22 protein-coding genes are annotated in these 23,524 nt (G+C 46.5%); 16 read left to right on the plus strand and 6 right to left on the minus strand.

The genetic code is table 11. From position 1 onward, the window contains the following. Positions 1 to 28: 28 nt before the first annotated feature. The 11 genes from A8709_RS26030 to A8709_RS26080 all read left to right on the plus strand — a co-directional run bounded on the left by A8709_RS26030 (position 29) and on the right by A8709_RS26080 (position 12,339). Positions 29 to 1,039, plus strand: a complete 1,011-nt coding sequence (locus A8709_RS26030; RefSeq protein WP_065856619.1) for an LLM class flavin-dependent oxidoreductase — start codon at positions 29 to 31, stop codon at positions 1,037 to 1,039. A gap of 18 nt (positions 1,040 to 1,057) precedes the next feature. Next, complete coding sequence (locus A8709_RS26035) at positions 1,058 to 2,245, plus strand: M20 peptidase aminoacylase family protein (protein ID WP_065856621.1); 1,188 nt, start codon at positions 1,058 to 1,060, stop codon at positions 2,243 to 2,245. Next, positions 2,242 to 2,718 (plus strand): DinB family protein, encoded by a 477-nt coding sequence (locus A8709_RS26040; RefSeq protein WP_065856623.1) that lies wholly within the window; start codon positions 2,242 to 2,244, stop codon positions 2,716 to 2,718. The genes A8709_RS26035 and A8709_RS26040 overlap by 4 nt, the downstream gene beginning before the upstream one ends. Positions 2,719 to 2,731: 13 nt before the next feature. After that, positions 2,732 to 3,262, plus strand: coding sequence for a GNAT family N-acetyltransferase (locus tag A8709_RS26045; protein WP_065856625.1), 531 nt, complete (start codon positions 2,732 to 2,734; stop codon positions 3,260 to 3,262). Between the two features lie 16 nt (positions 3,263 to 3,278). Then, positions 3,279 to 4,601 carry an LLM class flavin-dependent oxidoreductase gene (locus tag A8709_RS26050; RefSeq protein ID WP_065856627.1) on the plus strand — a complete coding sequence of 441 codons (1,323 nt, stop codon included), beginning with the start codon at positions 3,279 to 3,281 and terminating at the stop codon, positions 4,599 to 4,601. Positions 4,602 to 5,525: 924 nt separating this feature from the next. Continuing rightward, the gene (locus A8709_RS26055) at positions 5,526 to 6,359 is read left to right on the plus strand and encodes an electron transfer flavoprotein subunit beta/FixA family protein (RefSeq protein WP_065856629.1); all 834 of its coding nucleotides are present in this window, start codon (positions 5,526 to 5,528) and stop codon (positions 6,357 to 6,359) included. A gap of 24 nt (positions 6,360 to 6,383) precedes the next feature. Continuing rightward, positions 6,384 to 7,529, plus strand: a complete 1,146-nt coding sequence (locus A8709_RS26060; protein WP_065856632.1) for an electron transfer flavoprotein subunit alpha/FixB family protein — start codon at positions 6,384 to 6,386, stop codon at positions 7,527 to 7,529. Next, positions 7,526 to 8,836 (plus strand): FAD-dependent oxidoreductase, encoded by a 1,311-nt coding sequence (locus tag A8709_RS26065; protein WP_065856634.1) that lies wholly within the window; start codon positions 7,526 to 7,528, stop codon positions 8,834 to 8,836. Before A8709_RS26060 ends, A8709_RS26065 begins: the two co-directional genes overlap by 4 nt. Beyond that, the gene (locus A8709_RS26070) at positions 8,833 to 9,120 is read left to right on the plus strand and encodes a ferredoxin family protein (RefSeq protein WP_028554142.1); all 288 of its coding nucleotides are present in this window, start codon (positions 8,833 to 8,835) and stop codon (positions 9,118 to 9,120) included. The genes A8709_RS26065 and A8709_RS26070 overlap by 4 nt, the downstream gene beginning before the upstream one ends. A 157-nt stretch (positions 9,121 to 9,277) precedes the next feature. Beyond that, positions 9,278 to 11,473, plus strand: a complete 2,196-nt coding sequence (locus A8709_RS26075) for an alpha-galactosidase (RefSeq protein ID WP_065856635.1) — start codon at positions 9,278 to 9,280, stop codon at positions 11,471 to 11,473. Positions 11,474 to 11,826: 353 nt separating this feature from the next. Beyond that, positions 11,827 to 12,339: a DinB family protein gene (locus A8709_RS26080; protein ID WP_065856638.1), complete on the plus strand. Its 513-nt coding sequence runs from the start codon at positions 11,827 to 11,829 to the stop codon at positions 12,337 to 12,339. Between the two features lie 44 nt (positions 12,340 to 12,383). On the opposite strand, the gene A8709_RS26085 is transcribed toward A8709_RS26080, so the two are convergent. Beyond that, complete coding sequence (locus tag A8709_RS26085) at positions 12,384 to 12,611, minus strand: hypothetical protein (protein WP_028554145.1); 228 nt, start codon at positions 12,609 to 12,611, stop codon at positions 12,384 to 12,386. 195 nt (positions 12,612 to 12,806) lie between these two features. Continuing rightward, a complete protein-coding gene (locus tag A8709_RS26090; RefSeq protein WP_341833440.1) occupies positions 12,807 to 13,568 on the minus strand; it encodes an AraC family transcriptional regulator in 762 nt (253 codons plus the stop codon). 169 nt (positions 13,569 to 13,737) lie between these two features. Between A8709_RS26090 and A8709_RS26095 the strand changes: the two genes are divergently transcribed. Further along, positions 13,738 to 14,508, plus strand: coding sequence for a sugar phosphate isomerase/epimerase family protein (locus tag A8709_RS26095; RefSeq protein ID WP_065856642.1), 771 nt, complete (start codon positions 13,738 to 13,740; stop codon positions 14,506 to 14,508). Positions 14,509 to 14,542: 34 nt separating this feature from the next. Beyond that, positions 14,543 to 15,562: a Gfo/Idh/MocA family protein gene (locus A8709_RS26100; RefSeq protein WP_065856644.1), complete on the plus strand. Its 1,020-nt coding sequence runs from the start codon at positions 14,543 to 14,545 to the stop codon at positions 15,560 to 15,562. Positions 15,563 to 15,711: 149 nt separating this feature from the next. Here the strand turns inward: A8709_RS26100 and A8709_RS26105 are convergent, their stop codons facing one another. Beyond that, positions 15,712 to 17,823, minus strand: coding sequence for an LTA synthase family protein (locus A8709_RS26105; RefSeq protein ID WP_084225443.1), 2,112 nt, complete (start codon positions 17,821 to 17,823; stop codon positions 15,712 to 15,714). 209 nt (positions 17,824 to 18,032) lie between these two features. Between A8709_RS26105 and A8709_RS26110 the strand changes: the two genes are divergently transcribed. Further along, positions 18,033 to 18,899 carry a YitT family protein gene (locus tag A8709_RS26110; RefSeq protein ID WP_065857392.1) on the plus strand — a complete coding sequence of 289 codons (867 nt, stop codon included), beginning with the start codon at positions 18,033 to 18,035 and terminating at the stop codon, positions 18,897 to 18,899. Here the strand turns inward: A8709_RS26110 and A8709_RS26115 are convergent. Together A8709_RS26115 and A8709_RS26120 are read right to left on the minus strand one after the other, a co-directional pair. Beyond that, complete coding sequence (locus tag A8709_RS26115) at positions 18,896 to 19,654, minus strand: response regulator transcription factor (protein WP_065856645.1); 759 nt, start codon at positions 19,652 to 19,654, stop codon at positions 18,896 to 18,898. The two genes, A8709_RS26110 and A8709_RS26115, sit on opposite strands and share 4 nt — an antisense overlap. Positions 19,655 to 19,681: 27 nt before the next feature. Further along, positions 19,682 to 21,037 carry a sensor histidine kinase gene (locus A8709_RS26120; RefSeq protein ID WP_065856647.1) on the minus strand — a complete coding sequence of 452 codons (1,356 nt, stop codon included), beginning with the start codon at positions 21,035 to 21,037 and terminating at the stop codon, positions 19,682 to 19,684. 147 nt (positions 21,038 to 21,184) lie between these two features. Between A8709_RS26120 and A8709_RS26125 the strand changes: the two genes are divergently transcribed. Both A8709_RS26125 and A8709_RS26130 read left to right on the plus strand, forming a co-directional pair. Then, on the plus strand, positions 21,185 to 22,114 hold the full coding sequence (locus A8709_RS26125; RefSeq protein WP_065856649.1) for a CPBP family intramembrane glutamic endopeptidase: 930 nt from the start codon (positions 21,185 to 21,187) through the stop codon (positions 22,112 to 22,114). 17 nt (positions 22,115 to 22,131) lie between these two features. Beyond that, complete coding sequence (locus tag A8709_RS26130; RefSeq protein ID WP_065856651.1) at positions 22,132 to 23,109, plus strand: aldose 1-epimerase; 978 nt, start codon at positions 22,132 to 22,134, stop codon at positions 23,107 to 23,109. Positions 23,110 to 23,111: 2 nt separating this feature from the next. Here A8709_RS26130 and A8709_RS26135 read toward each other — a convergent pair whose 3' ends face one another. Further along, a complete protein-coding gene (locus tag A8709_RS26135; RefSeq protein WP_167357172.1) occupies positions 23,112 to 23,492 on the minus strand; it encodes a YmaF family protein in 381 nt (126 codons plus the stop codon). Positions 23,493 to 23,524: the final 32 nt, after the last annotated feature.

Genomic DNA, 23,524 nt, shown 5'->3' on the forward strand with positions numbered 1-23,524 from the left:
GTCATGAAACGAAATGGAGTGTAGGGACATGGGGATAAAACTGAGTATTTTGGATCAAAGTGTCGTTTTTCCAGGAGAGACAGCTTACGATGCATTTCAGCATACAGTTGAACTTGTGCAGAAAGCCGAATCATTGGATTATCACCGATTCTGGGTGTCAGAGCATCATGATTCCGAGCAGGTAGCGGGATCTTCGCCAGAGGTTTTAATCTCACATCTACTAGCTAAAACCGAGCGCATACGCATTGGCTCTGGCGGTATTATGCTCCAACATTACAGCCCCTATAAGGTGGCGGAGAACTTTAATGTACTTGCTACACTGGCGCCAGGCAGAGTTGATCTGGGTATAGGCCGTGCGCCTGGTGGACTTCCACGCTCAACCAAAGCTTTACAGCAAGGTATAACAGAAGCTGCCACATTGGCAGAAAAATTAAATGATCTGCAGCAATTTGTACGAAATGACCTGCATGCCGAGCATCCATTGAAAGGCCTGCGCGTTTCACCTATTCCGCCAACACCTGTAGACATTTATGTCCTCGGAGCAAGCAGCGCGAGTGCGCAATCGGCAGCGGAATCCGGTTTGCCTTACGTATTTGCCCAATTCATTAATGGCGATCAATCAATTGCTGAAGCGGCTTTCGAAGCGTATCACGCACATTTTAATTCGGATAAAGGGACTCGACCTCAGTTGCTTCTCGCACTTTCCTTAATCGTTGCGGATTCAGAGGAAGAGGCAAACGAGCTTGCAGGCGAATATAAGAATGTCAAAATCCATTTGGAAAATGGTAAGACGTTAACTGTAGGCACGCTGGAACAAGCCGAAGAGTACGGCCGCCAAACGCAGGCTAAGTTTACGGTTGAAGAGAAGCAAGCTGAAATTACACGCGGGACCAAAGAAACAGTACGTCAGAAACTGCTTGAACTCCAGCAAAAATATAGCATTGATGAATTTATCGTAACAACATCTGTGAAAGATTTTAGCAAACGTCTGCGCTCCTTTGAGCTGTTAAGTGAAGCATTCGCAGAATCATTGGTATAGAGGCAAGGAGGAGTAAGGATGAGTACAACACCATTGGAAGGGACGCTGCCGGAGTTAGCTCAGAAGCTAGTGCACATCCGGCGTCAGTTGCATCAGCATCCTGAATTATCGCATGAGGAGATTCAAACGACTGCTGCTATTCGTGGTTGGCTGACAGAAGCGGGTATTCGTATCGCTGATTTTCAGCTGAAAACAGGCCTTATTGCCGAAGTAGGCGGCTTACAGGGGGGGCCAATCATTGCGATTCGTGCAGATATCGATGCACTGCCGATTCAAGAAGAGACGGGTCTTCCCTATGCGTCGCAGGTTGCAGGCAAGATGCATGCTTGCGGGCATGATTTCCATACAGCCGCCGTCCTCGGGGCAGCCATCCTGCTCAAGCAGCAGGAAAAAGAGCTGAAGGGAACGGTTCGATTCATTTTTCAACCGGCTGAGGAGAAAGCGCAGGGCGCGGAGCAAGTCATTCAAAGCGGCGCACTTGAAGGGGTGCGCGCGATTTATGGCATGCACAACAAACCTGATCTCCCAGTGGGGACAATAGGCATCAAAGCCGGTCCTTTGATGGCAGCTGCGGACGGCTTTGTGATCGAGGTTGAAGGACTGGGTACACATGCAGCCGTTCCAGAAGCGGGAATTGACCCGATTGTAACAGGGGCACACATCGTGACCGCACTTCAGTCGATCGTGAGTCGCAACATCAGCTCCTTGCAGAGCGCGGTCATAAGTGTGACAAGGATTCACAGTGGTACAGCTTGGAATGTTATTCCGGATAAAGCCATCTTGGATGGTACCGTGCGGACTTTCGATGAAAGTGTTAGAACGCTTATTATCAAAAGATTTGAGCAAGTGGTGCACGGTGTAGCCGCTGCCTATGCGACAAAAGCTTCACTTCGATGGATTAAAGGGCCGCCATCCGTGTTCAATGATGAGGCACTAGCGCAATTGGCTGTTGAGGCTGCTGAGCAAGCAGGTCTGCAAGTGATAACACCCGTGCCATCTCCAGCAGGAGAGGATTTCGCTTATTATCAAAAGAAAATACCTGGTGTTTTCGTATTCATGGGCACATCAGGCCCGCAAGAATGGCATCATCCCGCTTTTGATATTGATGAACGAGCGTTACCGGTCAGTGCGCACTATTTTGCCGTTTTAGCCGAAAAAGCCTTACAAGAGCTATCATCCAACCACCCACTGGAGGTATCGACATGAGTTCAACGATTCCTGATTTATCCGCCTATTTGTATACGCATCAACAACTGCAGGAAGCAATTCAAGGACTGAACGATGGTCAATTGAGTTGGAAACCTGCATCAGATAAATGGAGTGTAACCGAGGTTTTATCTCATCTAGCCGATCATAATATCGTCGTCTCATTCCGAATTCGCGCTATTATTTCTGGGGCATCGGCTCAATTACCAGCGTTCGATCAAGATCCATGGGTTAGCAGCGCCAAAGCCAACGAGGGCTTAGCTTCCGATATCTTAGTTCTTTTTCATTCATTATTAGTATATAACCATGCCTTGTTTGAGCGATTGTCAGCGGAAGATTGGGACAAAACAGGTGTGAATTTCAAAGGCCAAACACTCACCCTAAGGGATGTTGTTCAGTCTTTTGTCGCACATGTTCAGAACCATTTGGGGCAAATTGCAAGGATTAAGCAAGCTTTAGAAGCGCGAGTATAGGGAGGAATTTCGTATGTCGGATGATAAAGTTGTTCTTATTCGAGAAGCGAATGATGGAGATCGCGATGCGATTCGCAAAGTTCTGGAAGACGCCTATGGTCAATATCGTGCTGTGCTGCCTCCAGAGGGCTGGGATCAATATAAGGAAAATATAGTCGCATCTGTTGATAGTGACACACCAATTGCTCGGATTATTGCCGAAATTGATGGTGAAATCATCGGAAGCTCACTCTTGTTTCAATCTTCTGAAACCGCCTATGGTGCGCCGGAACTCGGTATACATTCTCCCATTCTCCGCCTGTTAGCTGTATCACCGAGCGCTAGAGGACGTGGGATTGCTACATTGCTTATTAAAGAAAACATCAAGCGTGCTATTGAACTTGGAGCGACCACGTTGCATTTGCATACATCAGATATGATGGAGTCGGCGGTCAAACTCTATGAACGACTCGGCTTTGAACGTGCGTTTGACAAAGACATTCAAAAAGGCGAGATCCTCGTGAAAAGCTATAAATTGCAATTACAAACCGCTGCGATATTGTGAAAGGACGGAGATAACTATGGCTAAGCAAAAACAAATAAAATTAGGCGCCATTATTCATGGTGTTGGTGGTAATGTATCGGGTTGGAGACACCCAGAGGCAATTACGGATGCCAGTGTGAATTTTGGCTTTTATAAACAGCAGGCACAGAAAGCAGAATCAGGTAAATTCGATTTGGTATTTATCGCAGACGGACTTTATATTACAGAGAAATCGATTCCGCATTTCTTGAATCGTTTTGAGCCGATTACCATCCTTTCCGCGTTGGCTTCGGTCACTTCCCATATTGGTCTTGTAGGCACATTATCGACTTCGTACAGTGAACCTTTCACAGTGGCTCGGCAATTTGCCTCTATCGATAAGATCAGTGACGGGCGTTCCGGTTGGAACGTTGTGACGTCCCCGCTGGAAGGCTCAGCGAAAAACTATAGCAAAGCGGAACATCCTACACACCCTGAGCGTTATCGCATCGCGAATGAGTATTTGGAAGTGACACGCGGGCTGTGGGATTCTTGGGAAGATGATGCGTTTGTTCGGGATAAAGAGAGCGGCGTCTTCTTTGACCCAAGCAAGCTGCATACCTTGAACCACAAAGGTGAATATTTCTCTGTTCAAGGTCCGTTGAACATTGCGCGTTCGAGACAGGGTCAACCCGTGATTTTCCAGGCAGGCGCATCTGAGGATGGCCGGGCGTTTGCAGCGAAAGTGGCGGATGCGATTTTTGCAGGACATGAGTCGATCGAAGAAGCGAAAGTCTATTATGCTGATCTTAAAAAGAGAGCCGCCTCCGAAGGCCGCAATCCGGACGAAGTTGTCATATTACCGGGCATCGCCCCGATTATCGGTGTGACCGAAGAAGAAGCAGAGCGTAAATATCAAGAAGTCGCTGCATTGGTGACGATTGACAAGGCACTGGAGTATCTTGGCCGTTTCTTCGAGCACCACGACTTCTCCCAATACCCGCTGGATGAGCCGTTCCCGGATTTAGGCGATTTCGGCAGCAACAGCTTCCGCAGTGGTACGGACAGAATTAAGCAAACCGCCAAGGAAAAAAACCTAACGCTGCGCCAAGTCGCTTTGAATGTCGCTACACCGCGCAATGAATTCACGGGTACCCCAGAATATGTCGCGGATCGCGTGCAAGCTTGGTTCGAAGAAAATGCCGCAGACGGCTTTATCATCGCAGCTGCCCTGCCTAAAGGATTAGATGACTTCGTTGACCTCGTTGTGCCGATTCTGCAAGAGCGTGGGCTGTATCGGACGGAGTACGAAGCGGATACACTTCGTGGGAATTTGGGGATACCGATTCCAGCGAATCGATATACAAAGGTAAATGTATAGGCTGAGGAGTACTTGTTGTTAGACCAGGCAACACAAGATAATCACGGCATTACCGTGGTGTTAACCTATGGTAAATTATATTGATTGCATTTAACTGTCTAGAGGTGCTTAAGTCGCCTCGGACAGTTTTTATTTTTGTTAGGGGTTCCGACCTGAACCCGAACCTCAGCCCCAAGATCAAGAACAAGCCGAACCCACCCGCAACCGCAACCGCAAGCCCAAGATCAAGCCCAACGGCAACGCCAAGACCAACGCTAAGATCAAAGCCAAGACCAAAGCCAAGACCAAAGCCAAGACCAAAGCCAAGAGCAAAGCCAACCCCAACCCCAACCCAAACCCCAACTCCAACCGCCTTCCCACCTTGAAAAACAAAATTCTGTTGTATCTACAATAGTAATTAATAGCTATTCGAATGCAGGTGTACGCAGTGCTTTTCACAACTCTTTTTTCAATACTTGTAGATATAACAGAAAATGTGTTCTTACGAGACAGTCAGTCGGAAAAAGCTAGACCCGGAAACGGAGCATAAATAAGGTGGAGTAGGAGTAGGGGCACAAATCGAGCTTACTATGATCGAAGTAAAAGTTGGTTCGCACGTCAATCTGAATTTCGGCATACACGGCCAGTGACACTTCAAATTTCACAGGTTTAGTCAAGTTCCGCAACCTGTTGCATATACTGTGTTAGATTCTTTTCTTTCTACTTGTTCGACGACATTTCATTAAAAGCTCTGAAAGCGATTTCGTATCGACATTTACGTGACAAATTTCACAATGATGACAGGCTATCAGACAGAGATTGCTGAAAGGTGACAACAAATAACAGACACATCACAAGTCACAACTGCGCGATGCCAAGAAGGTTGCAACGTTTTAAGGTTAGATGATGCAAGCTAGTTCCCCGCAAGAATAGGAGGGTGCAGAGATGCTGCATATCGTTGTTTGTATCAAACAAGTACCGGACTCTAGAGAAATTCGCATTGATCCCAAGAATAATACGCTCATTCGTCAAGGTGTCCCCAGTATTGTGAATTTCTATGATATGCATGGCTTGGAAGAGGCGCTTCGCATTAAGGATGAGCAAGGTGCGCGCATCACGGTTGTTACGATGGGGCCGCCTCCCGCTGAAAAAGGGCTCAAGGAATGTATTTCCCTAGGCGCTGATGATGCGGTATTGGTGACAGATCGTGGTTTTGCTGGTGCCGACACATTAGCAACGTCTTATGTTGTCGCGCGAACGATTCGCAAAATTGCGGAAACATGGGGGCCTGTGGATATCGTATTTTGCGGAAAACAGACGCTAGATGGTGACACGGGACAAGTTGGTCCAGGTGTGGCTTGCCGATTGGATTTAGAACAGCTTACGTATGTGAATCAAGTTGTGAAAGTGGATGAAGAAAACCGCAAAGTGCGAGTTCATAGGTTGCTAGAGGATGGCATTGAAGTTGTTGAGACAAGCATGCCGGTACTGATAACTGCACTTAAAGAGTTGAATAAAGTAAGACGTGCCTCACTTCCCGGAATGATTCGAGCAGCCCGATATAAGCCTACGGTATGGACGACGGCTGATTTTCCGGATCTGGAGCGGGCGAAGATTGGCCTTAAGGGCTCGCCAACGATTGTGGCCAAAACATGGGTACCCGAAATCAAAGCGGTGAAGACACAAATGATTACATGTGATAGTCCAGAAGCAGGGGCTGCGCAGCTAGCTGACCAGCTATTGACGAAGGACATGCAAACGGTATTGGATTGGGCTTGATAGAGAGGAACGGAGGATGACACGATGGCAAAAGAGGAATCGACGGAACAAACAGAAGCGTCCATGCCGGATTGGTCGGCGTATCGCGGGGTTTTGATCGTTGTTGAGCAGCGTGAAGGTATTGCGAAAAAGGTATCCTGGCAGCTGCTTGGCGAAGGCAAAAAATTAGCTGCCAAGCTGGAAGCGCCGCTCATGGCGCTCGTTATCGGCGAGAATGTCGCACATCTCGCCGATGAAGCCGTGCAGTACGGCGCGGACCGGGTGTATCTCTGCGAAGCCCCCGAGCTTCGCGATTACAGAACCCGGCCGTACAGCCGGGTCTGCTTGAAGCTTATCGAGGATGCGAAGCCTGAGATTGTGTTGTTCGGCGCGACTGCGACGGGCCGCGATCTGGCAGGCGCGATCGCGACGCACCTGCCAACAGGGCTGACGGCCGACACGACGCAGCTCGACGTGGAGCCGCCGCCTTCGCGGCTGCTGCTGGCCAGCCGGCCGGCTTTTTCCGAGAAGATGATGGCCACCATCCTCTGTAAACAATACCGGCCGCAGATGGCAACAGCGCGTGCCGGCGTGTTTCAGGCGCTGCCAAAGGACACGGCGCGCCAAGGCGAGATCATCCCCATGACCGCGACGATGCGGGAGGAAGAGATTGACGCGCAGGTGCTTGACTTCCTGCGCGAAACCGGCAAGCTTAATCTCGAAGAATGCGAGATTATTGTAGCTGGGGGCCGCGGACTAGGCGGGCCCGATGCTTTCAAGCTGCTAGCTGAGCTAGCGGATGCGCTCGGCGGTGTCGTTGGCGCGTCCCGCGCTGCCGTGGATGCCGGCTGGATCAGCCACGAGCATCAGGTGGGTCAGACGGGCGCCACGGTGCGGCCGAAGCTTTACTTCGCCATCGGCATCTCTGGCGCGGTGCAACATACCGTCGGTATGAGTCATGCCGATGTTGTCGTCGCCATCAACAAGGATGAGAAGGCGCCTATTTTTCAATTTGCCCACTATGGACTGGTGGGGGATCTATTCAAAATCGTCCCTGCCATCACAGAAGAATTTAGGAAGCGCCGCACGCTTTTTGGCATTCATCCGTCATCAGTGGCTGATGCCTCTTCATCTACCCAGCCAACGGCAACAGAGGCAATCGAAGCACGAGAGAGGAGTGAAGCAAAATGAACGAAAAATTCGACGCTATCGTCGTTGGCGGAGGACCTGCTGGGGCAGCAGCGGCACTCACCATGGCGAGAGCAGGGTTATCTGTCGTTCTGCTTGAAAGAGGAGAGTTTCCAGGTGCGAAAAATATTTTCGGAGGCGTCCTCTATCGCAAGCAAATCGAGGAACTTGTTCCTGAATTTTGGAAAGAAAAGAATTTCCCGATGGAGCGCTATATAGTTGAACAACGAATATGGATGATGGGCAAGGAATCAATGGTCACCTTCGGTCATCGTAATGAGGCGTACAAAGAGCCCTACAATTGCTTCACAGGATTACGTGTCAAATTCGATCAATGGTTTGCCGAAAAAGCCGTCGCAGCTGGCGCGATTCCGATTTACGAGACGGTTGCACTGGATGTAATACGCGAAGGGAACAAGGTTGTGGGCGTACGTACTGACCGCGATGACGGCGATTTGTATGCGGATGTTGTCGTCATTGCTGATGGCGTGAACTCATTGCTCGGTAAAGCGATGGGGATTCATAAGGAATGGATGCCGGATGAGGTATCTTTGGCAGTAAAAGAAGTAATAGCGCTGCCCCGTGAAAAAATCGAGGACCGCTTCGGGCTCGAGGGTGACGAAGGGGTCACCATTGAATTTATGGGCGAAACTTCGCTCGGGATGGCAGGCATGGGCTTCCTCTACACGAACAAAGAAACGATCTCTTTAGGCGTCGGCGTTATGGTGAACCATTTGCGAGATAAAAAGGTGAAGCCTTATGCTGTACTCGATGCCGTTAAGCAGCATCCGATGATTCGTAAACTGATTCAAGGCGGAGAAACCAAGGAGTACTCTGGCCATCTGATTCCAGAGGGCGGTTTTCATTCGATGCCTACCTTATCTGGCGATGGCTGGTGCGTCTGCGGCGATGCGGCGCAATTAGTTAATTTTGTCCACAGGGAGGGGACGAATCTGGCGATGACCTCAGGCCGCTTGGCCGGGGAAGCGATTATCGAAGCGAAAGCACGCGGGGATTTCTCAGCTCCGACGATGCATAGCTACGATAATAAAATTCGTGATTCCTTTGTGCACAAAGACTTACAGAAATACAAAGGTATGCACCAATTCCTGAAGGAACAGGATCCAGGTCTCTTATTCGATCGGCTGCCGCGGGCTGTGAATGAAGCAGCGTACAACATGTTCCTCGTTGATGGAATTACGAAAGCCGAAAAACAAAAAATGGCCATGAAGCTAATCAAAAACGCCGCAGGCGGTACGGTTAACCTGATGAAGCTAGGCTATAAGGGATGGAGGGCGATGAACGGATGAGCCAAAGTGATATTTCAGATAAATTATTTACCATTCGTTATAAATGCGATGATAAATCCCACCTCGTGATCAAAGATAAACAAACTTGTTTAAATTGTGTGACGAAAGACTGCAATTATTTCTGTCCTTCGGATGTTTACGAGTGGGAAAAGAAGCTCAAAATTACGACAGTCGCGTTTGAAAATTGTATTGAATGCGGCACTTGCCGGATTGCGTGTCCTTCCTATAACATCGATTGGGTGTACCCGAAGGGCGGCCATGGCATGACATACAAGTACGGCTAAATGAATCCGCTAATAAATGAATAGAGCCGAGGCCTTCAATATAAAGGCTAGGCTCTATTTTTTGCTTAAAAAACGACATTCCTCCATATGTAGGTGCATAATCTCCATAGTTTCTTGTCTCTTGGGATAAGATAATAGACGATAGGAGGGATTTTAAATGTCGATTTCATTTGAACCAACACAAGGTATTTTTCATTTACAAAACAAGCATATGAGCTATGTGCTCCAGATCGTGCACTCTACGTATCTTGCCCACGCATATTGGGGCCGTCCAATAAGATCTGGTCAACTTGGTTCGATTATTCAATATACCGAAAGAGCGTCTTTTTCACCGAATCCGGATACGAAAAACCGTGTGTTTTCACTGGATACCCTACCTCAGGAATTTCCTGCTTATGGGACAAGTGATTTCCGCGAGCCAGCTTACCAAGTGGCACTTCCGAATGGTTCGACGATTACAGAACTTGTCTATGACAAGCACCGCATCGTGCAAGGAAAGCCAGGGCTTGAAGGCTTACCATCTACGTATGTAGAAGCCGATCACGAAGCGGAAACCCTGGAAATTGAACTCGTGGACAAGCTAGCTGGCTTGCGTGCCATACTTTCTTATACGATTTTCGCCAATCACGCGGCAATTACCCGTTCCGTTCGCTTTATCAATGAAGGTTCAGCAGATCTGAAACTTCTTCGTGCTTTAAGTATGAGCCTCGACTATGCCCATGCGGATTGGGACCTTTTACAACTATCCGGCAGTTGGGCGCGTGAGCGACACATCGAAAGAAGAGCATTGGCCCCAGGCAAATTGACGGTAGAAAGCCGCCGCGGTTCAAGCAGCCATTCCCATAACCCATTCGTTGCCCTGTTGTCCAAAGAGGCTAACGAGGATCATGGTGATGTGTACGGATTCAACCTCGTGTACAGTGGGAATTTCGCGGCTCACGCGGAAGTGGATCCTTTTGCAACGGCTCGTGTTTATATGGGGATTAATCCCTTTGATTTCAGCTGGCTGTTAGAGCCAGGTCAGCAATTCCAAACGCCAGAAGTCGTGATGGTTTACTCCAGCAATGGGCTTGGCGAGATGTCCAGAGCCTACCATCGTCTGTACCGTACGAGACTTTGCCGTGGTGAGTATCGTGATCAAGTGCGTCCTGTGTTGGTCAACAACTGGGAAGCGACGTATTTCAATTTTAACGCGGATAAAATCGAAAGCATTGCTCGTGCCGGCAAAGAGCTTGGCATTGAACTATTCGTACTGGATGATGGATGGTTTGGCAAAAGAAATGATGACACAACGTCTCTAGGTGACTGGGTTGTCGATAAGGTAAAACTGCCTGGCGGCATTGAAGATTTGGTAGAGCGAGTGAATAACCTAGGACTTGAATTTGGTCTGTGGTTTGAACCAGAGATGGTGTCGCCCGAGAGCGACCTGTATCGCAATCACCCGGATTGGTGCCTGCATGTACCGGATCGTCGTCGCACAGAAGGTCGTGGACAGCTCATTTTAGATTTCTCCCGTGAAGATGTGCGTGAAGGCGTAATGGGCATGCTGCGAAACATACTAAGCAGTGCTCCGATTACCTATGTGAAATGGGATATGAATCGGAACATGACAGAGATTGGATCTGCTTCATTACCGTCTGAGCGCCAAAGAGAAACGGCACATCGCTATATCCTTGGGTTGTATGACGTTTTGGAGAAGATCACGTCCGAATATCCGCATATTTTGTTCGAAAGCTGTTCCGGCGGCGGTGGACGGTTTGATCCAGGTATGTTGCACTACATGCCGCAAACGTGGACAAGTGACAACACCGATGCCGTCTGCCGTCTGAAAATCCAATACGGTACTAGCATCGTGTACCCTGTTAGCTCTATGGGCTCCCATGTATCTGCGGTGCCTAACCACCAAGTTCATCGTACAACATCGCTCGAAACGCGCGGTCATGTTGCGATGTCTGGCAACTTCGGCTATGAGCTGGATCTCACGAAGTTCACCGATGAAGAAAAAGAAATCGTCAAAGCGCAGGTTGCCGATTATAAGAAAATTCGACCGTTAGTTCAGTTCGGCGATATGTATCGCCTGTTGAGCCCGTTCGAAGGGAATGATACGGCTTGGATGATCGTCTCCGAAGACAAGACGCAAGCGATGGTCGTCTTCATCCGCGTCCTTGCTCAGCCATATGCGCCGCTTAAGACACTGCGGCTCAAAGGACTCAACCCTGACTTCGATTATCAAATCGAAGGGTCCGAAGGCACGTTCGCCGGCGACCACCTGTTGTACGCCGGTTTATCCGTCGCTGGTCTGCATAGCGACTTCGAAAGCAAAATTTGGCTGCTTGAGGCCAAGCCACAATAAACGTCAAAAAGCCCAACTTTTCTTTTGCAGAAAAGTTGGGCTTTTTGTTACTGTTCAACCCAGCACTCCCGCCAAGTTAAGGCTCGCTCCATTGGAGGAACATCAATTCTGTTGTATCTACAACATCTACAACAATTCAAAATAAATCTACACCTGACAAGCTGCTATTTTTTATTGTCTAGCCTCATACTATATCCAACTCTCTCACACAACTCTTGTAGATACCACAGAAGATTGCTTCTTGCGAGCGATAGGTACTTTTTATTAAACAATGGTTCATTTTTGGCTTTTTTTACGATATGATAGAGAAATTCAAACCATTTTCGTTTTAGAGGAAGGGAGACTTGTCGAACATGTTACAGCGTCCAGGCAATGAAGAATTTTCGTCCTATTATACGGGGTATATCGGGTTGGTTCCCGATGGGGATTATGTCGCTTTTTTGAACAGTCAAGAAAAAGCCATAGTGGCTGTATTTTCACAATTGAGTGAAGAACAAGCGCTCTCTCGTTATGCTCCTCGAAAGTGGAGTCTGAAAGAAGTATTGGCTCATATCACTGATACAGAGCGGATTATGAGTTACAGATTGCTTCGCATTGCCCGTGGCGATACCACGGACTTACCAGGCTTCGATCAGGACCTGTTCATCGCGAATACCACCTTCGACGAAGTTGCTATGGAGGCTCTGCTTCAAGATTTCCAAGCTGTCCGCAAGGCTACTCTCGCACTTTTACCTACCATTTCAACGGAGGCATGGACACGGAAAGGGACGGCGAATACATATGCCATTTCTGCCCGCGCGATTGCTTATGTGATAGCAGGACATGCTCAGCATCACTTAAACATTGTGGAACAGAAATACTTATAAATGAGAAAAAAGGCGTGAAATCCCAAAAGGATTTCACGCCTTTTTTAATAGAGTGATAGAGCTAGCGAGTCCCGTTCATTCAAAGAATGAAGAATCGCTTCACAGCCTACGATCTCGATGGAGATGATCGAATCTAAACATTTCTTAAGTGTTGCTCTGCCCTTTGTTACTTTCGCTTCAAGCGCAGATTTGAGTAAGTTGAACTTTTTTTTATTTTTCTCATCGGAGTAGACCGGTACGGGTTTGTTATGAATCGTAATAAACATTTTCATCAGTTCCACCATCCTAAGAATTGGATATAGTAATAGCATATCGGAATATTATTAATAGAACCTTAAAATAGTTTTACAATTTTAAGACAAATACGAGATTGCTATGTATGTTCATATATAGATAATACGATTTAGGTAGAGAAAATGTTTCATACTCTTGGCAGAAAAATTGAATATTGTGTGAAATCCCTGCAATTAAGCGTCTTGCATGTTTTGGCGATACGTCTTGGGTGTTGTGCCAAAGCGTTGTTTAAATGCGCGATGAAAGTAAGGATAGGAACCAAATCCGCAGCTTAGGGCAATTTGTTCCAAAGACATAGAACTATCGTGCATACGCTCAACAGCGCTGGATAGACGTACCTCTGTCGCATATTGAATCATCGTTTTACCAAAATATTCTTTGAAGAGATGCACAGCGCGGGAGATACTAAGTCCAACATGATCCGCGACATCTTCAATTTTGAACGCTGCGGTTGCATGGGCTTCTATAAATCGTTTCATCCTAGTTCCTGTGAACGGTCGCCCTTGTAAGGAGACGGTTTCCGTCGCGGCGCGTTCTAGGGAGAGGCATAATGCTTGAAGGAGGTAGCCGCTCAGCTCAACATTCTCCTCCTCCATGCGGCGCTTCTCTAGTGTTAACTGGCGCCATAAGGAGATTAATCGAGGATCGAGATCAATGCGCATACAAGTTGGTTTGGTACTGCGTTTCCACCAGGCGTCGATCCAAGCTCCTTTACAAAATAAGTAATAATCACCGCTAGCAATTTTCTGATCCGCTGCTGTGTCCTCTCTTTCAATGCGCAGCTCGTAAGGATCGCCGGCTTTGAATAAGAGTAAGTGTCCGGCTTCAATCGGGATCATACGGCCGTCTACGAGGGCCTCACAGGTTCCCTCCGTTTGTAATCGAAAAAGATAAGACGGGAGTCCCGATTTTGTGCTGACATAAAACGGATCCATATGAAAAGAATACCCACAAGTTATTAGCTCTGCATCCATGAAGTTTCGCCTTTCGTAGCCAAATAAGATATGTTTTAATTATATCGTGAATGGTCATAATAGGCTATGCTCGTTTATACTAATGCCATAAATACATTTTCGATTTCACTATGAGAAAAGAGGAGAACAAATGGGACGTTTAGGAATTGGTCTTCAATTGTACACATTAAGAGATGATATGGCACGTGATATGGAAGGTACGCTTCGTCATGTGGCGAAGTTAGGATATGAAGGCGTAGAGTTCGCTGGCTATTTTGGTATGCCTGCTGAACAGCTTAAAGGACTTTTAGACGAGCTTGGCTTGAAAGCATTCGGAAGTCACGTTAGTTTGCAAAATTTCCGTGATAATTTTCAAGGTGAAATCGACTACTTGAAAACAATCGGCGCTACATACGCCATTTGCCCTTATGTAGGTGCAGAAGAGCGTGAATCCGTTGACCAATGGAAAGCTCTTATTGCAGAATGTCAGAAACTTGCAGAAGAGACGCAAAAACAAGGACTTCAATTCCTTTATCACAACCACGATTTCGAATTCCATTACAAAGTGGAAGACGAGTTTGTATTCGATGCGATGTATGCAAACAATGATGCTATCAAAGTTGAAATGGACGTTTGTTGGGTTCAATATGCAGGGCAAGATCCGCTTGCTTACATTGCGAAATACGCAGGTCGTCTTCCATTACTTCATTTCAAAGATTTCACTAAGGATGCTGAGGGCAAGCTAGTTACGTTGGAATTGGGTCTTGGCGATGTTCCTTTAGATAAAGTGATTGTTGCAGCTGAGCAAGCTGGTGTTGAATGGCTTGTTGTTGAACAAGATAACTGCCAGAAACCGCCTTTAACAAGCATTGAAAACAGCTTCAACTGGGTGAAAGAGCATTACCTAAACGTTCATAATTAATTTATTATTTTATAATTGAAGGAGCATTTATCACATGAGTAAAATTAAAGTAGCCGTCATTGGCTGTGGTTCCATTTCGAAACATAGACATATCCCGGAATACGCAACAAATTCAAATGTAGAACTTGTTGCATTCGTAGATCCGATCATCGAAAGAGCGGAGCACTACGCACAGCTTCATGGCGGTAAAGCTTACAGCAACTACGTTGATATGTTGAAAGCTGAGAAAGTTGATGCTGTTAGCGTATGTACACCGAACTATCTGCACGCTGAAATTTCTATTGCCGCGGCAAACGCTGGCGCTCATGTGCTAGTTGAGAAGCCTATGGCTACGACAGCTGCTGAGTCCGAGGCGATGATTGAAGCTGCTAAGAAAAATGGCGTTTTCTTAATGGTAGGTCACAACCAACGTTTGATGCCTCCTCACGTAAAAGCGAAAGAAATCTTGGAAACAGGAAAACTTGGGAAAGTCCTTACGTTCCGCACATCTTTTGGTCATCCAGGTCCAGAAGGTTGGAGCGTAGACGGTCGTGAGAGCTGGTTCTTCCGTAAAGAAGAAGCTCTTATGGGCGCAATGGGCGATCTTGGCGTACACAAGTCTGACTTGATCCGTTGGTTGCTGGCTGACGAAGTTGCTCAAGTAGCAGCATTCGTAGGGACGCTTCACAAAGAAGGAACAGATATTGACGATAACGCAACTTGCTTGCTTCGCATGAAAAGCGGTGCTACAGGTTCACTAGTGGCGAGCTGGACATATTACAAAGGCCAAGACAACTCCACAGTTCTATGGTGCGAGAATGGCGTTATGAAAATCGATACGGATCCAAACGATCAAGTTATCGTGGAGCTTCGTGACGGTACGGTAGAACGTTATAAAGTGGGTCAAGTAGCAACGAATGAAAAACAAACATCTAGTGGTGTTATTGACGAATTCATTTCTTGCCTTGTGAATAATCAACCTCCTCGTATTTCTGGTGAAGAAGGTTACAACGCATTGAAAGTCATTCTTGCTGCATTCGAATCCGAAGCAACTGGTAAAATCATTAACCTGTAAGGTTTAAGATATTATAGAAACAGCTCATCCCTGAGGGATGAGCTGTTTTTGCGTGTGACCGAGTGGCTACGTATTAGAAACTGTAAGTAAGCATGACAACAAATAACCCCTTATCCTATGGAGAGAATAAGGGGCTATTGATTTACCTATTAACGGCCGCCAATATCAATGGAAACCGAGTTGGATTTGCCTAGAATCGTTTCTTTGGAGTCTTTTACAGTGAATTGAATGTCCCAAAGTCCTGTTTTGAGCAGATTACCTTCAACCAAAGCTGTAGCGGTATGATCATCTATCCACGTCGTAGGAACGGCTTTACCATTTAAAGTGACATAACCTAAAGGTGGAAGATTGGTGCCATGCACAGTTAGAGTCAAGCTGGTGCGTCCAGAAATATCTTGCGAATCTGACTTGACGCTATCCAAGGTAATCGGACCATAGCCTAGCCTATATTTAGGATCGATGATAGGAGTTAAATAATTCTTATACGCGTGACGATCTCCGAAAAGAATATCATATTGTAATGTTTCGTAATCCTTCAGATCCTCCTCTTTAATGTTCATTTCTTGGAAATGATCTTTAGGAGGAATGATCGGATACTTTTTGGCTAATGCGCTTAAGAAGTTCGTATAGTAATTTCCTTGTTGCTTCGATAATTCAATTAAATAAGGTCCTAGGAAAGAAGGGCTAATATTCAAATTATCTTTATGTGTGGTGTCGAAATTGTTCCACACGACGAGCGGTACGCTGTACATTTTTTTCAAGAAATCAGGATCATCTTTGCCGCTAATATATTTGGTATCAATATATGTAGCATAATCATCACCAAGAGCAGGTAAATGATCTCCCCAGAAGGCAATAATCGTAGGCTCGCCTTTTTTCTGGTAGTATTCAACTAATTCTTGCAGCATGCGATCTGAACCGTTGATTCCTTGCGCAAGCGTTTCTAGCATCCCAACAGAGGAAGGGGAGAAGTCGCCTGTTACATCAAACGTGTTCTTCGGGAACTTGCCTGGATAGTAATGGAAATGATTTTCCATAGTATTCGCGAACACGAAATCAGAGCCTGGGCTTTGCTCCGTTGTACGAATAATGTTAGCAGCAACTTCGCTGTCTGCAATATAGGGACCGGAGTAATTAGGTTTAAAATATTCAATTGGAATGTATTTCGAGAAACCGAAATCCTGATAAATTTTGTTACTGTTGAAATACCAGTTATAAAACGGACTAATCGCCGTAGAAGTATAGCCCTGACGCGCATAAATACTGGCTAAGGAATCAACTTCATTTGAAATATACTGATTATAAGCTACAGACCCTTGCGGTAAGAAGCGCATCGAATTACCTGTAAGTACTTCGAATTCCACATTAGCTGTACCGCCGCCGTATTGCGGGGACAACATCGTTCCACTGGTTCCAGACTTCTGAAGTTGATGGAAGAAAGGGATCGGATCTTTACTGAACTTCGCACCTGGAATAACGGTCGGATCCCAGAAAGCTTCGCTTAAAATGACAATAACATTCGGTTTAATCGGTGTCGTATCGCCAGCTTTAACCGGTGGTTTCGGAGACGAATTCACAATAGCCTCAACGGCTTTATCATCATAGCCATCGCGTTTGTCCGAAAACATAGCTCTCGTATTTAGAACGGTGGCAAGCGCGTAGCCATTTGTGTTTGTGTTTTGAGCTTGATTCCATACAGCGGCTTCAATACCGAACCATTTCTGAACAGGCAGCGGTAGATCGGTGTAAACAGCCAAAAACATGACAATTGCGATTCCAGCAAGAATTCCTCGTTCTTTTAAGTTCACTTTTTTAATAAACATGGTTGTACGGTACAGTAGGAGGTAACTCCCCGCAAGGAATAAAATAATAACGGAAAGCACATTGAATGTCAGGATGTTGGTCACATATTTGACCATATCAGACGCTTCACCCGCTACAACAAGGTCCCAGGGTGTTAAAGGTACGCCTAAAATTTTGAGCTTGACGCCGCTAATAAGGGCAAGAATGATGAGAAATGCAGAGATTACCCAGTAGGCAATTCTTGTTCGCCCGATAATAGCGATGAAAAATAACAGAAGACTTACGACGATCCATTCGTTGAAAAGCAATTCAAGTACATGCTTATAACTCCATGTCAACGGGTCCAAATAGTTCCCGCGGCTTAGAATTTCCATGATAAGTACAGGGATGATAGCAAGTAGCAGGATAGGCAGTCTACGCCGGATTAATACTAACAATCGCTCAATGTGTTGTTTCATAAATTACTCCTGTATAAAGATATTGTAAAAGACCTGGATCATCAGATATTATATCATGCCTTTCGACATTATTCGATGGTATCTCTATGAAAAAATAGATCGCAGGCAGGAAAAAGGTGGATATATCAAGAATATTTATAAAGAGAAGAAATGGTAGGGGGGACTCTCATATGGCTAAGGAACAAATGCAACTAAAAAGAGAAGCAGCAATGCATCTTCAACATCGGAAAATGACCAAAAGTGCTTTCTTTCGACGAGGATTGTTCTTATTCATTGGAGCCGTACTGATGTCAGTTGGGTTAGAAATCTTCTTGGTCCCAAATCGCATTATTGACGGGGGCATAACAGGAATTTCGATTATTTTATCCTATTTGTCACATGTGCAAATTGGGGTATTCTTGACCTTATTAAATATTCCGTTCTTATTTATCGGATATAAATTGATTGGTAAAACGTTCGCCTTATCTACGCTATTCGCTATTTTAGTCATGTCTGCTGGAACTGCGTTGTTGCACCCTGTGAAGGAGCTGACCAATGATCCCTTGCTAGCTGCGGTATTCGGAGGCATAATCCTTGGGATTGGTGTTGGGATGGTCATCCGGTTTGGAGGTTCTTTGGACGGAACGGAGATTATTGCGATACTCGTTTCCAAAAAAATTCCATTTTCCGTCGGCGAAATCGTGATGTTTTTCAACTTATTTATTCTTGGAAGTGCAGGTTTTGTCTACACATGGGATCGTGCAATGTATTCGTTAATTGCCTATTTCATTGCTTATAAAATGATTGATGTCACGATTGAAGGCTTCGACGAATCGAAATCCGTATGGATTATTAGTGACAGCTTCAGACAGATTGGGGAAGCTATCCTAGATCGCTTAGGGCGTGGCGTAACGTATCTAGAGGGCGAAGGCGGCTTCTCTGGGGATAATAAAAAAGTGATCTTCTGCGTCATTACGAGGCTCGAAGAAGCGAAGCTCAAATCCATCGTGGATGAGCTGGACCCTAAAGCCTTTCTTGCGGTGGGTAATATCCATGATGTCAAGGGTGGAAGATTTAAAAAGCGAGATATCCATTAATTGGATTTCTCACTTTTTTTATCGTTATCACTATCGTTTCTTTTTTCTTTGTCCGTGTTTAAAAGATTAGCTCCCAAACCTGACCCTGAGCCTCGTTCAAAAAATCCGAGGTTTCTTAACTGTTGAGCAGCGTCTTTGCTGCTTGGACTTCCGAGTTTTTTCAAAATGTGGCCCACATGTATTTTGACCGTGCGCAATGAGATAAAGAAACGATTCGCAATCTCCGTTTGCGTATGTCCTTGATCAATCATATCTAGGACTTGAAGCTCAGTCGGTGTGATGAGATCACGCACCTCTTTCATCTTGAATTGCTGCTCCAGCCGCTTGAGTCTGCGGAATTCCTCGCGCATTTGTTCAGCGACCGCGGCGTTGATCGAGGATTGGCGCGCATGTACCGCGCGAATGATAGCAGGCAGTTCTTCGAATCGCGATTTGATCTGATAGTCGATTGCCCCTGCCTGAAAGGAGCGGAATATAAAGTCTTTCTCCTCCATGGAGGTAAGCATGATCACTTTAGCGCCCCACGATAGGAAGGCTTGCTCCACGAGTCCAATACCGGCTGGTTCATCTTGCAGCATGATATCCATCAACACTACATCTGCAGCAGGCGCTGTCGTCATAAACAATTCACGCGCCTCTATAGCCGTTGAACGGCTATCCACGACAGTCAGATCGACTTGACGGTTCAGATAATCGGTGAGGCCGCGCAGCCAATCGAGATCGTCTTCTACAATGCATATGCGAATAGATTCCATCACGTATATTCCCCTCAATCTCTATCTCTAGTTTTTCCGTGGTCCCGGAAATGTAAGGTAAACACGCGTTCCAATGCCTGGTTCACTACTCATTTCCAAGCTGCCCCCGTGTTTTTTCATCACACTATAACAATAAGCAAGACCGAGACCAAAGTTGTTGGTTTTGCCGCTTTTGGTTGTGTAAAAGGGTTCCATAGCTTGCCGTAGGACGGATTTCTCCATACCCATACCGGTATCCTTGATTTCAAGCACGATATTTTTCTTGCTTGTAAAAGCTTTGATGGTCAGCTCTCCGCCACCCGGCATCGCTTCAATGGCATTCATCACGATGTTCGTTAAGGTTTCTGTGACCTGCAAGTGATCAAGCGAGAGTGTGAGATTGTCCGGAAGCTGTTGACTTACATGAATGGACTGTAAGGATACTTCGAGTGGTTCTAAGACATCCGCAATAAGTTGTTGGACATACACCTCAGAAAGACGAAGCGGAAGCTCCTGTGTTTGCTCGTGTACACGGCTAATCATGTCACGAATGTGTGAGGAGGCGTTCATCACGACATGAATGTCTTGAATGAGCTCCATTTGCTGAGTGTCTATAGCATGCTGCTTCATTTTTTCTAAAAATAAGCGCATTTTCCCTACATCATTTTTGATAGCGTGGTTGAGGATCGCTGTACCAGACGTAATCGCACGTAGCGTTGAATCTAGCTTGCGTCGCTCGATGAGCAGCCGGATCCCCATAAAACCATATTTGAAAAAAGTAAATATAAAAAAAGGCACCACAAAAGCGAGAATCCAAACATGATAAATCCATAAACGATAAAACCCAAAGCTAGGCATGACATAATTGAGAACGCCTACACTTAGAATTGGCGGAAGTAGTGCGAGACACGTGAAGAAATGGGTGCGTTTCATCGCGGGTAAATGTTCTTTTTTAAATATAATCAGAAGAGCTCCAATGAAAATATAAGGGAAAGCCCATGAAGCGACAACAGGGAAATCGATCGGCATATCCTCCGTGTAAGGAGGAGAAATTAAGAAACTTATAAGTAGAGGCAATAGCATTGCAAATGGTAGCCATGTTCGTATGAACCGTTGTTGCCACGATGTTTGGTAAGCTAATGCGAGCATCGCGAATGAATAAGGTAATCCATAGTAAGAGAGTAATGAACAGATACTCATGACACGGAAAGCTAGGTTGTGAAGAGACGTTGAAGCTGCCGAATGATCAAAATAGGGGATAATGTCTGCCGATATGACGGCTGCTAAGGCTCCGGCCCCGCCTGTAAAAGCAATTGCGCTCATCCAGCGCATCGTACGCGAGCCAGGGTCGACAATGAGTAGACCTAGGGCGATGATCCATAGAGCAATTAGGACAAAAAGCATGCTTTCCTCCGATAGAACGGTCCTTTTGATAGTCTTATTGTGGCATGGCATGATCGTTTGCACAAGAGGATTGTCATACGTAACTGGCAGGATTTAGGTGTAATTTCTCGAATACGTTGTTTAAGAGAGGAGTGAAGAAGTATCGAAATGAGCGATAGGAAGACAATCCCGATCTTCAAGCTAATTGGTAAAGTGCTGGTGGCCATCATTTTCATCATTGTGATAACGGTAATTCTATCAATTGCAGCTGCGGTTATGGCGTTGAAGCTTCATCCTGAATTGATCGTAAGTATGGATGCTGTTGCCAAAGATCCCTTTTTTATTAAAGCGGCATTGTGGGCCCAAATCCTTGGGTTTATAAGTGGAGTGTATCTGGCTTTTTATATATTTGAACGAAGGAAAGGATGGTCACTTGGCCTTCATAGCGGCCCTATTGGCCGTCAGCTCGTAATTGGCTTGGGACTAGGCGCTGTATTGATCCTATTGAGCAGCGCGTGTATATGGCTGCTAGGCGGCATACATATTGTGAATGTGCAATGGAGTGTGGATAAAGGGTACCAAATCGGAGGGAGCTTTCTGCTTTTCATTGGTGTGGCGCTGAATGAAGAACTCTTTGCGCGGGGTTATTTGCAAGGACTTGCGAAGCATCAATTCGGTGCCAAAGCAGCGATTGGTATTTCTACGCTAGTTTTTGCTCTGCTGCATAGCTTCAATCCTGGCATGTGGAATTCACCGCTGCCGTTAATAAATTTGCTGTTAGCAGGCCTCTTGTTTGGTATATGCCGTGAAGCTTCGGGAAGCCTATGGATGCCAATTGGTCTCCATTTGTCATGGAACTTCCTGCAAGGGTGTGTACTTGGCTTTGACGTTTCAGGTATCCCTATGGCGTCAGTTATGACAACGGAAACACAGGGGACAACTGTTGTGTCAGGTGGCGCATTCGGGGCGGAGGGAAGTCTGGTAACCAGCTTTGTGCTTGTACTTGGTATCATAATGATTTATAACTATTATCAAACACGAATTAGATTTGAAAGAGTTAGCCCAGCACAAGGCAAATTCAACAGAGAGATCTACTAACGAAGGAGGCATCACAGTTGAGTCAATATGAGATTGTACATAGTGAATGGGAGGGCGAGTCCACGCTGAGACTCGTCGACCATCAAGCTCAAGCCGTGGCCGAAATTATTCCGGCCGTCGGCTTGCACCTGTTCCGCTTCGATGTGCGGAACCACAGCTACATCGCGAAGCCAGCCGAATTGGCTGAGCTTCGCGTCAATTCTTCGCGTTACGGCGTGCCCATTCTGTTCTCGCCGGGGCGCGTTCGTAATGCGGCCTTCACCTTCGATGGCCGCGAATACCGGCTCCCGGCGAATCGGGAGCCTGACCATGCCCACGGCCAGCTGCGCGAGCGGCCGTGGAAGGTCGTCGCCAGCGGCGCAGATGCGGCAGGCGGGGCTTATGTCTCCGCGGAGTTTGACATCGCGGAGACACCGGACATGCTGGCGTATTTCCCACACGCCGCTTGCTTCCGCTTCACGTACCGTCTGAAAGACGGTACGTTGTCGCTCAGCGGTGAAATTGCCAACCGTGGCGGCGATACGATGCCGCTGTCGCTTGGATTTCACCCGTACTTCGCGTTCGCGGAAGGCGAAGCAGACCGCGTGAGCGTGAAGATTCCCGCGGCGGCAGAATGGCCGCTCACCGCGGCAGGGTATGCGGCGGATGTTCCTGCCCCTTCGGCGCTCACAGCGGCCTTACAAGAAGGCACGCGAGTCACCGCGCTGCCTGGGTATCCTGGCGGCTCGCAAATGCTGAGCATCGAGCCAGGGCCGCAAACGTGCGAGATCCATTATGAAGCACGCGGCACGAAGCTAATTTACGATATGGGGGATAAATTCCCTATTCATGTGCTTTTTACAGCGCCATGGACCCAAGCCGTTTCATTGGAGCCATACACCAGTATCATGAATGTATTTAATGAGCCATTCAAACCTGAAATCTCAGGAGCCCAAGGATTAGAATCAGGGGCTACGTTTACATTCAATTGGTCAATTCACATTGAGAATCTATAGAGTTACCAAGGCTCATAGCCGAAGCCTGTGGTTGAGTATCCTTGGTACGTATGCTGGTGCAGCTCGACGATAAGACCTTCCGTATTAGCGGATTTAACTAGAGCACCGCTTCGGCTTGTATTATAGAGATTGAGATCGACGATACCAGTGAGTAAATGGATATGTGAGCCATTGGCAAGGGAAATAGGCGGTCCAGTAATTCCGTAATAAGCGTGATAATGCCCGTATTTAATGCCGGTAATTCCTTGGTAATGATGCACATGCGCATCATAAGAGGTTCCATTTGCACTGAAGGTGTAAAGTCGTAATAAATGATGATGACCTAATTCTTCCGAGGTAGTCGTTGTGAAGAAATGAACATGAGCTGGTGGAACGAAATTCACCACACAAAAGCCCCCTAAGTGTAGGATATGTT

Source organism: Paenibacillus pectinilyticus, from assembly GCF_001700435.1.
GTDB classification, from domain to species: domain Bacteria; phylum Bacillota; class Bacilli; order Paenibacillales; family NBRC-103111; genus Paenibacillus_E; species Paenibacillus_E pectinilyticus.

Bases quoted from the DNA above. Each gene is read 5' to 3' on its own strand.
- A8709_RS26030 (WP_065856619.1), top strand. From the start codon at position 29: ATGGGGATAAAACTGAGTATTTTGGATCAAAGTGTCGTTTTTCCAGGA.
- A8709_RS26035 (WP_065856621.1), top strand. From the start codon at position 1,058: ATGAGTACAACACCATTGGAAGGGACGCTGCCGGAGTTAGCTCAGAAG.
- A8709_RS26040 (WP_065856623.1), top strand. From the start codon at position 2,242: ATGAGTTCAACGATTCCTGATTTATCCGCCTATTTGTATACGCATCAA.
- A8709_RS26045 (WP_065856625.1), top strand. From the start codon at position 2,732: ATGTCGGATGATAAAGTTGTTCTTATTCGAGAAGCGAATGATGGAGAT.
- A8709_RS26050 (WP_065856627.1), top strand. From the start codon at position 3,279: ATGGCTAAGCAAAAACAAATAAAATTAGGCGCCATTATTCATGGTGTT.
- A8709_RS26055 (WP_065856629.1), top strand. From the start codon at position 5,526: ATGCTGCATATCGTTGTTTGTATCAAACAAGTACCGGACTCTAGAGAA.
- A8709_RS26060 (WP_065856632.1), top strand. From the start codon at position 6,384: ATGGCAAAAGAGGAATCGACGGAACAAACAGAAGCGTCCATGCCGGAT.
- A8709_RS26065 (WP_065856634.1), top strand. From the start codon at position 7,526: ATGAACGAAAAATTCGACGCTATCGTCGTTGGCGGAGGACCTGCTGGG.
- A8709_RS26070 (WP_028554142.1), top strand. From the start codon at position 8,833: ATGAGCCAAAGTGATATTTCAGATAAATTATTTACCATTCGTTATAAA.
- A8709_RS26075 (WP_065856635.1), top strand. From the start codon at position 9,278: ATGTCGATTTCATTTGAACCAACACAAGGTATTTTTCATTTACAAAAC.
- A8709_RS26080 (WP_065856638.1), top strand. From the start codon at position 11,827: ATGTTACAGCGTCCAGGCAATGAAGAATTTTCGTCCTATTATACGGGG.
- A8709_RS26085 (WP_028554145.1), bottom strand. From the start codon at position 12,611: ATGAAAATGTTTATTACGATTCATAACAAACCCGTACCGGTCTACTCC.
- A8709_RS26090 (WP_341833440.1), bottom strand. From the start codon at position 13,568: ATGGATCCGTTTTATGTCAGCACAAAATCGGGACTCCCGTCTTATCTT.
- A8709_RS26095 (WP_065856642.1), top strand. From the start codon at position 13,738: ATGGGACGTTTAGGAATTGGTCTTCAATTGTACACATTAAGAGATGAT.
- A8709_RS26100 (WP_065856644.1), top strand. From the start codon at position 14,543: ATGAGTAAAATTAAAGTAGCCGTCATTGGCTGTGGTTCCATTTCGAAA.
- A8709_RS26105 (WP_084225443.1), bottom strand. From the start codon at position 17,823: ATGAAACAACACATTGAGCGATTGTTAGTATTAATCCGGCGTAGACTG.
- A8709_RS26110 (WP_065857392.1), top strand. From the start codon at position 18,033: ATGCATCTTCAACATCGGAAAATGACCAAAAGTGCTTTCTTTCGACGA.
- A8709_RS26115 (WP_065856645.1), bottom strand. From the start codon at position 19,654: ATGGAATCTATTCGCATATGCATTGTAGAAGACGATCTCGATTGGCTG.
- A8709_RS26120 (WP_065856647.1), bottom strand. From the start codon at position 21,037: ATGCTTTTTGTCCTAATTGCTCTATGGATCATCGCCCTAGGTCTACTC.
- A8709_RS26125 (WP_065856649.1), top strand. From the start codon at position 21,185: ATGAGCGATAGGAAGACAATCCCGATCTTCAAGCTAATTGGTAAAGTG.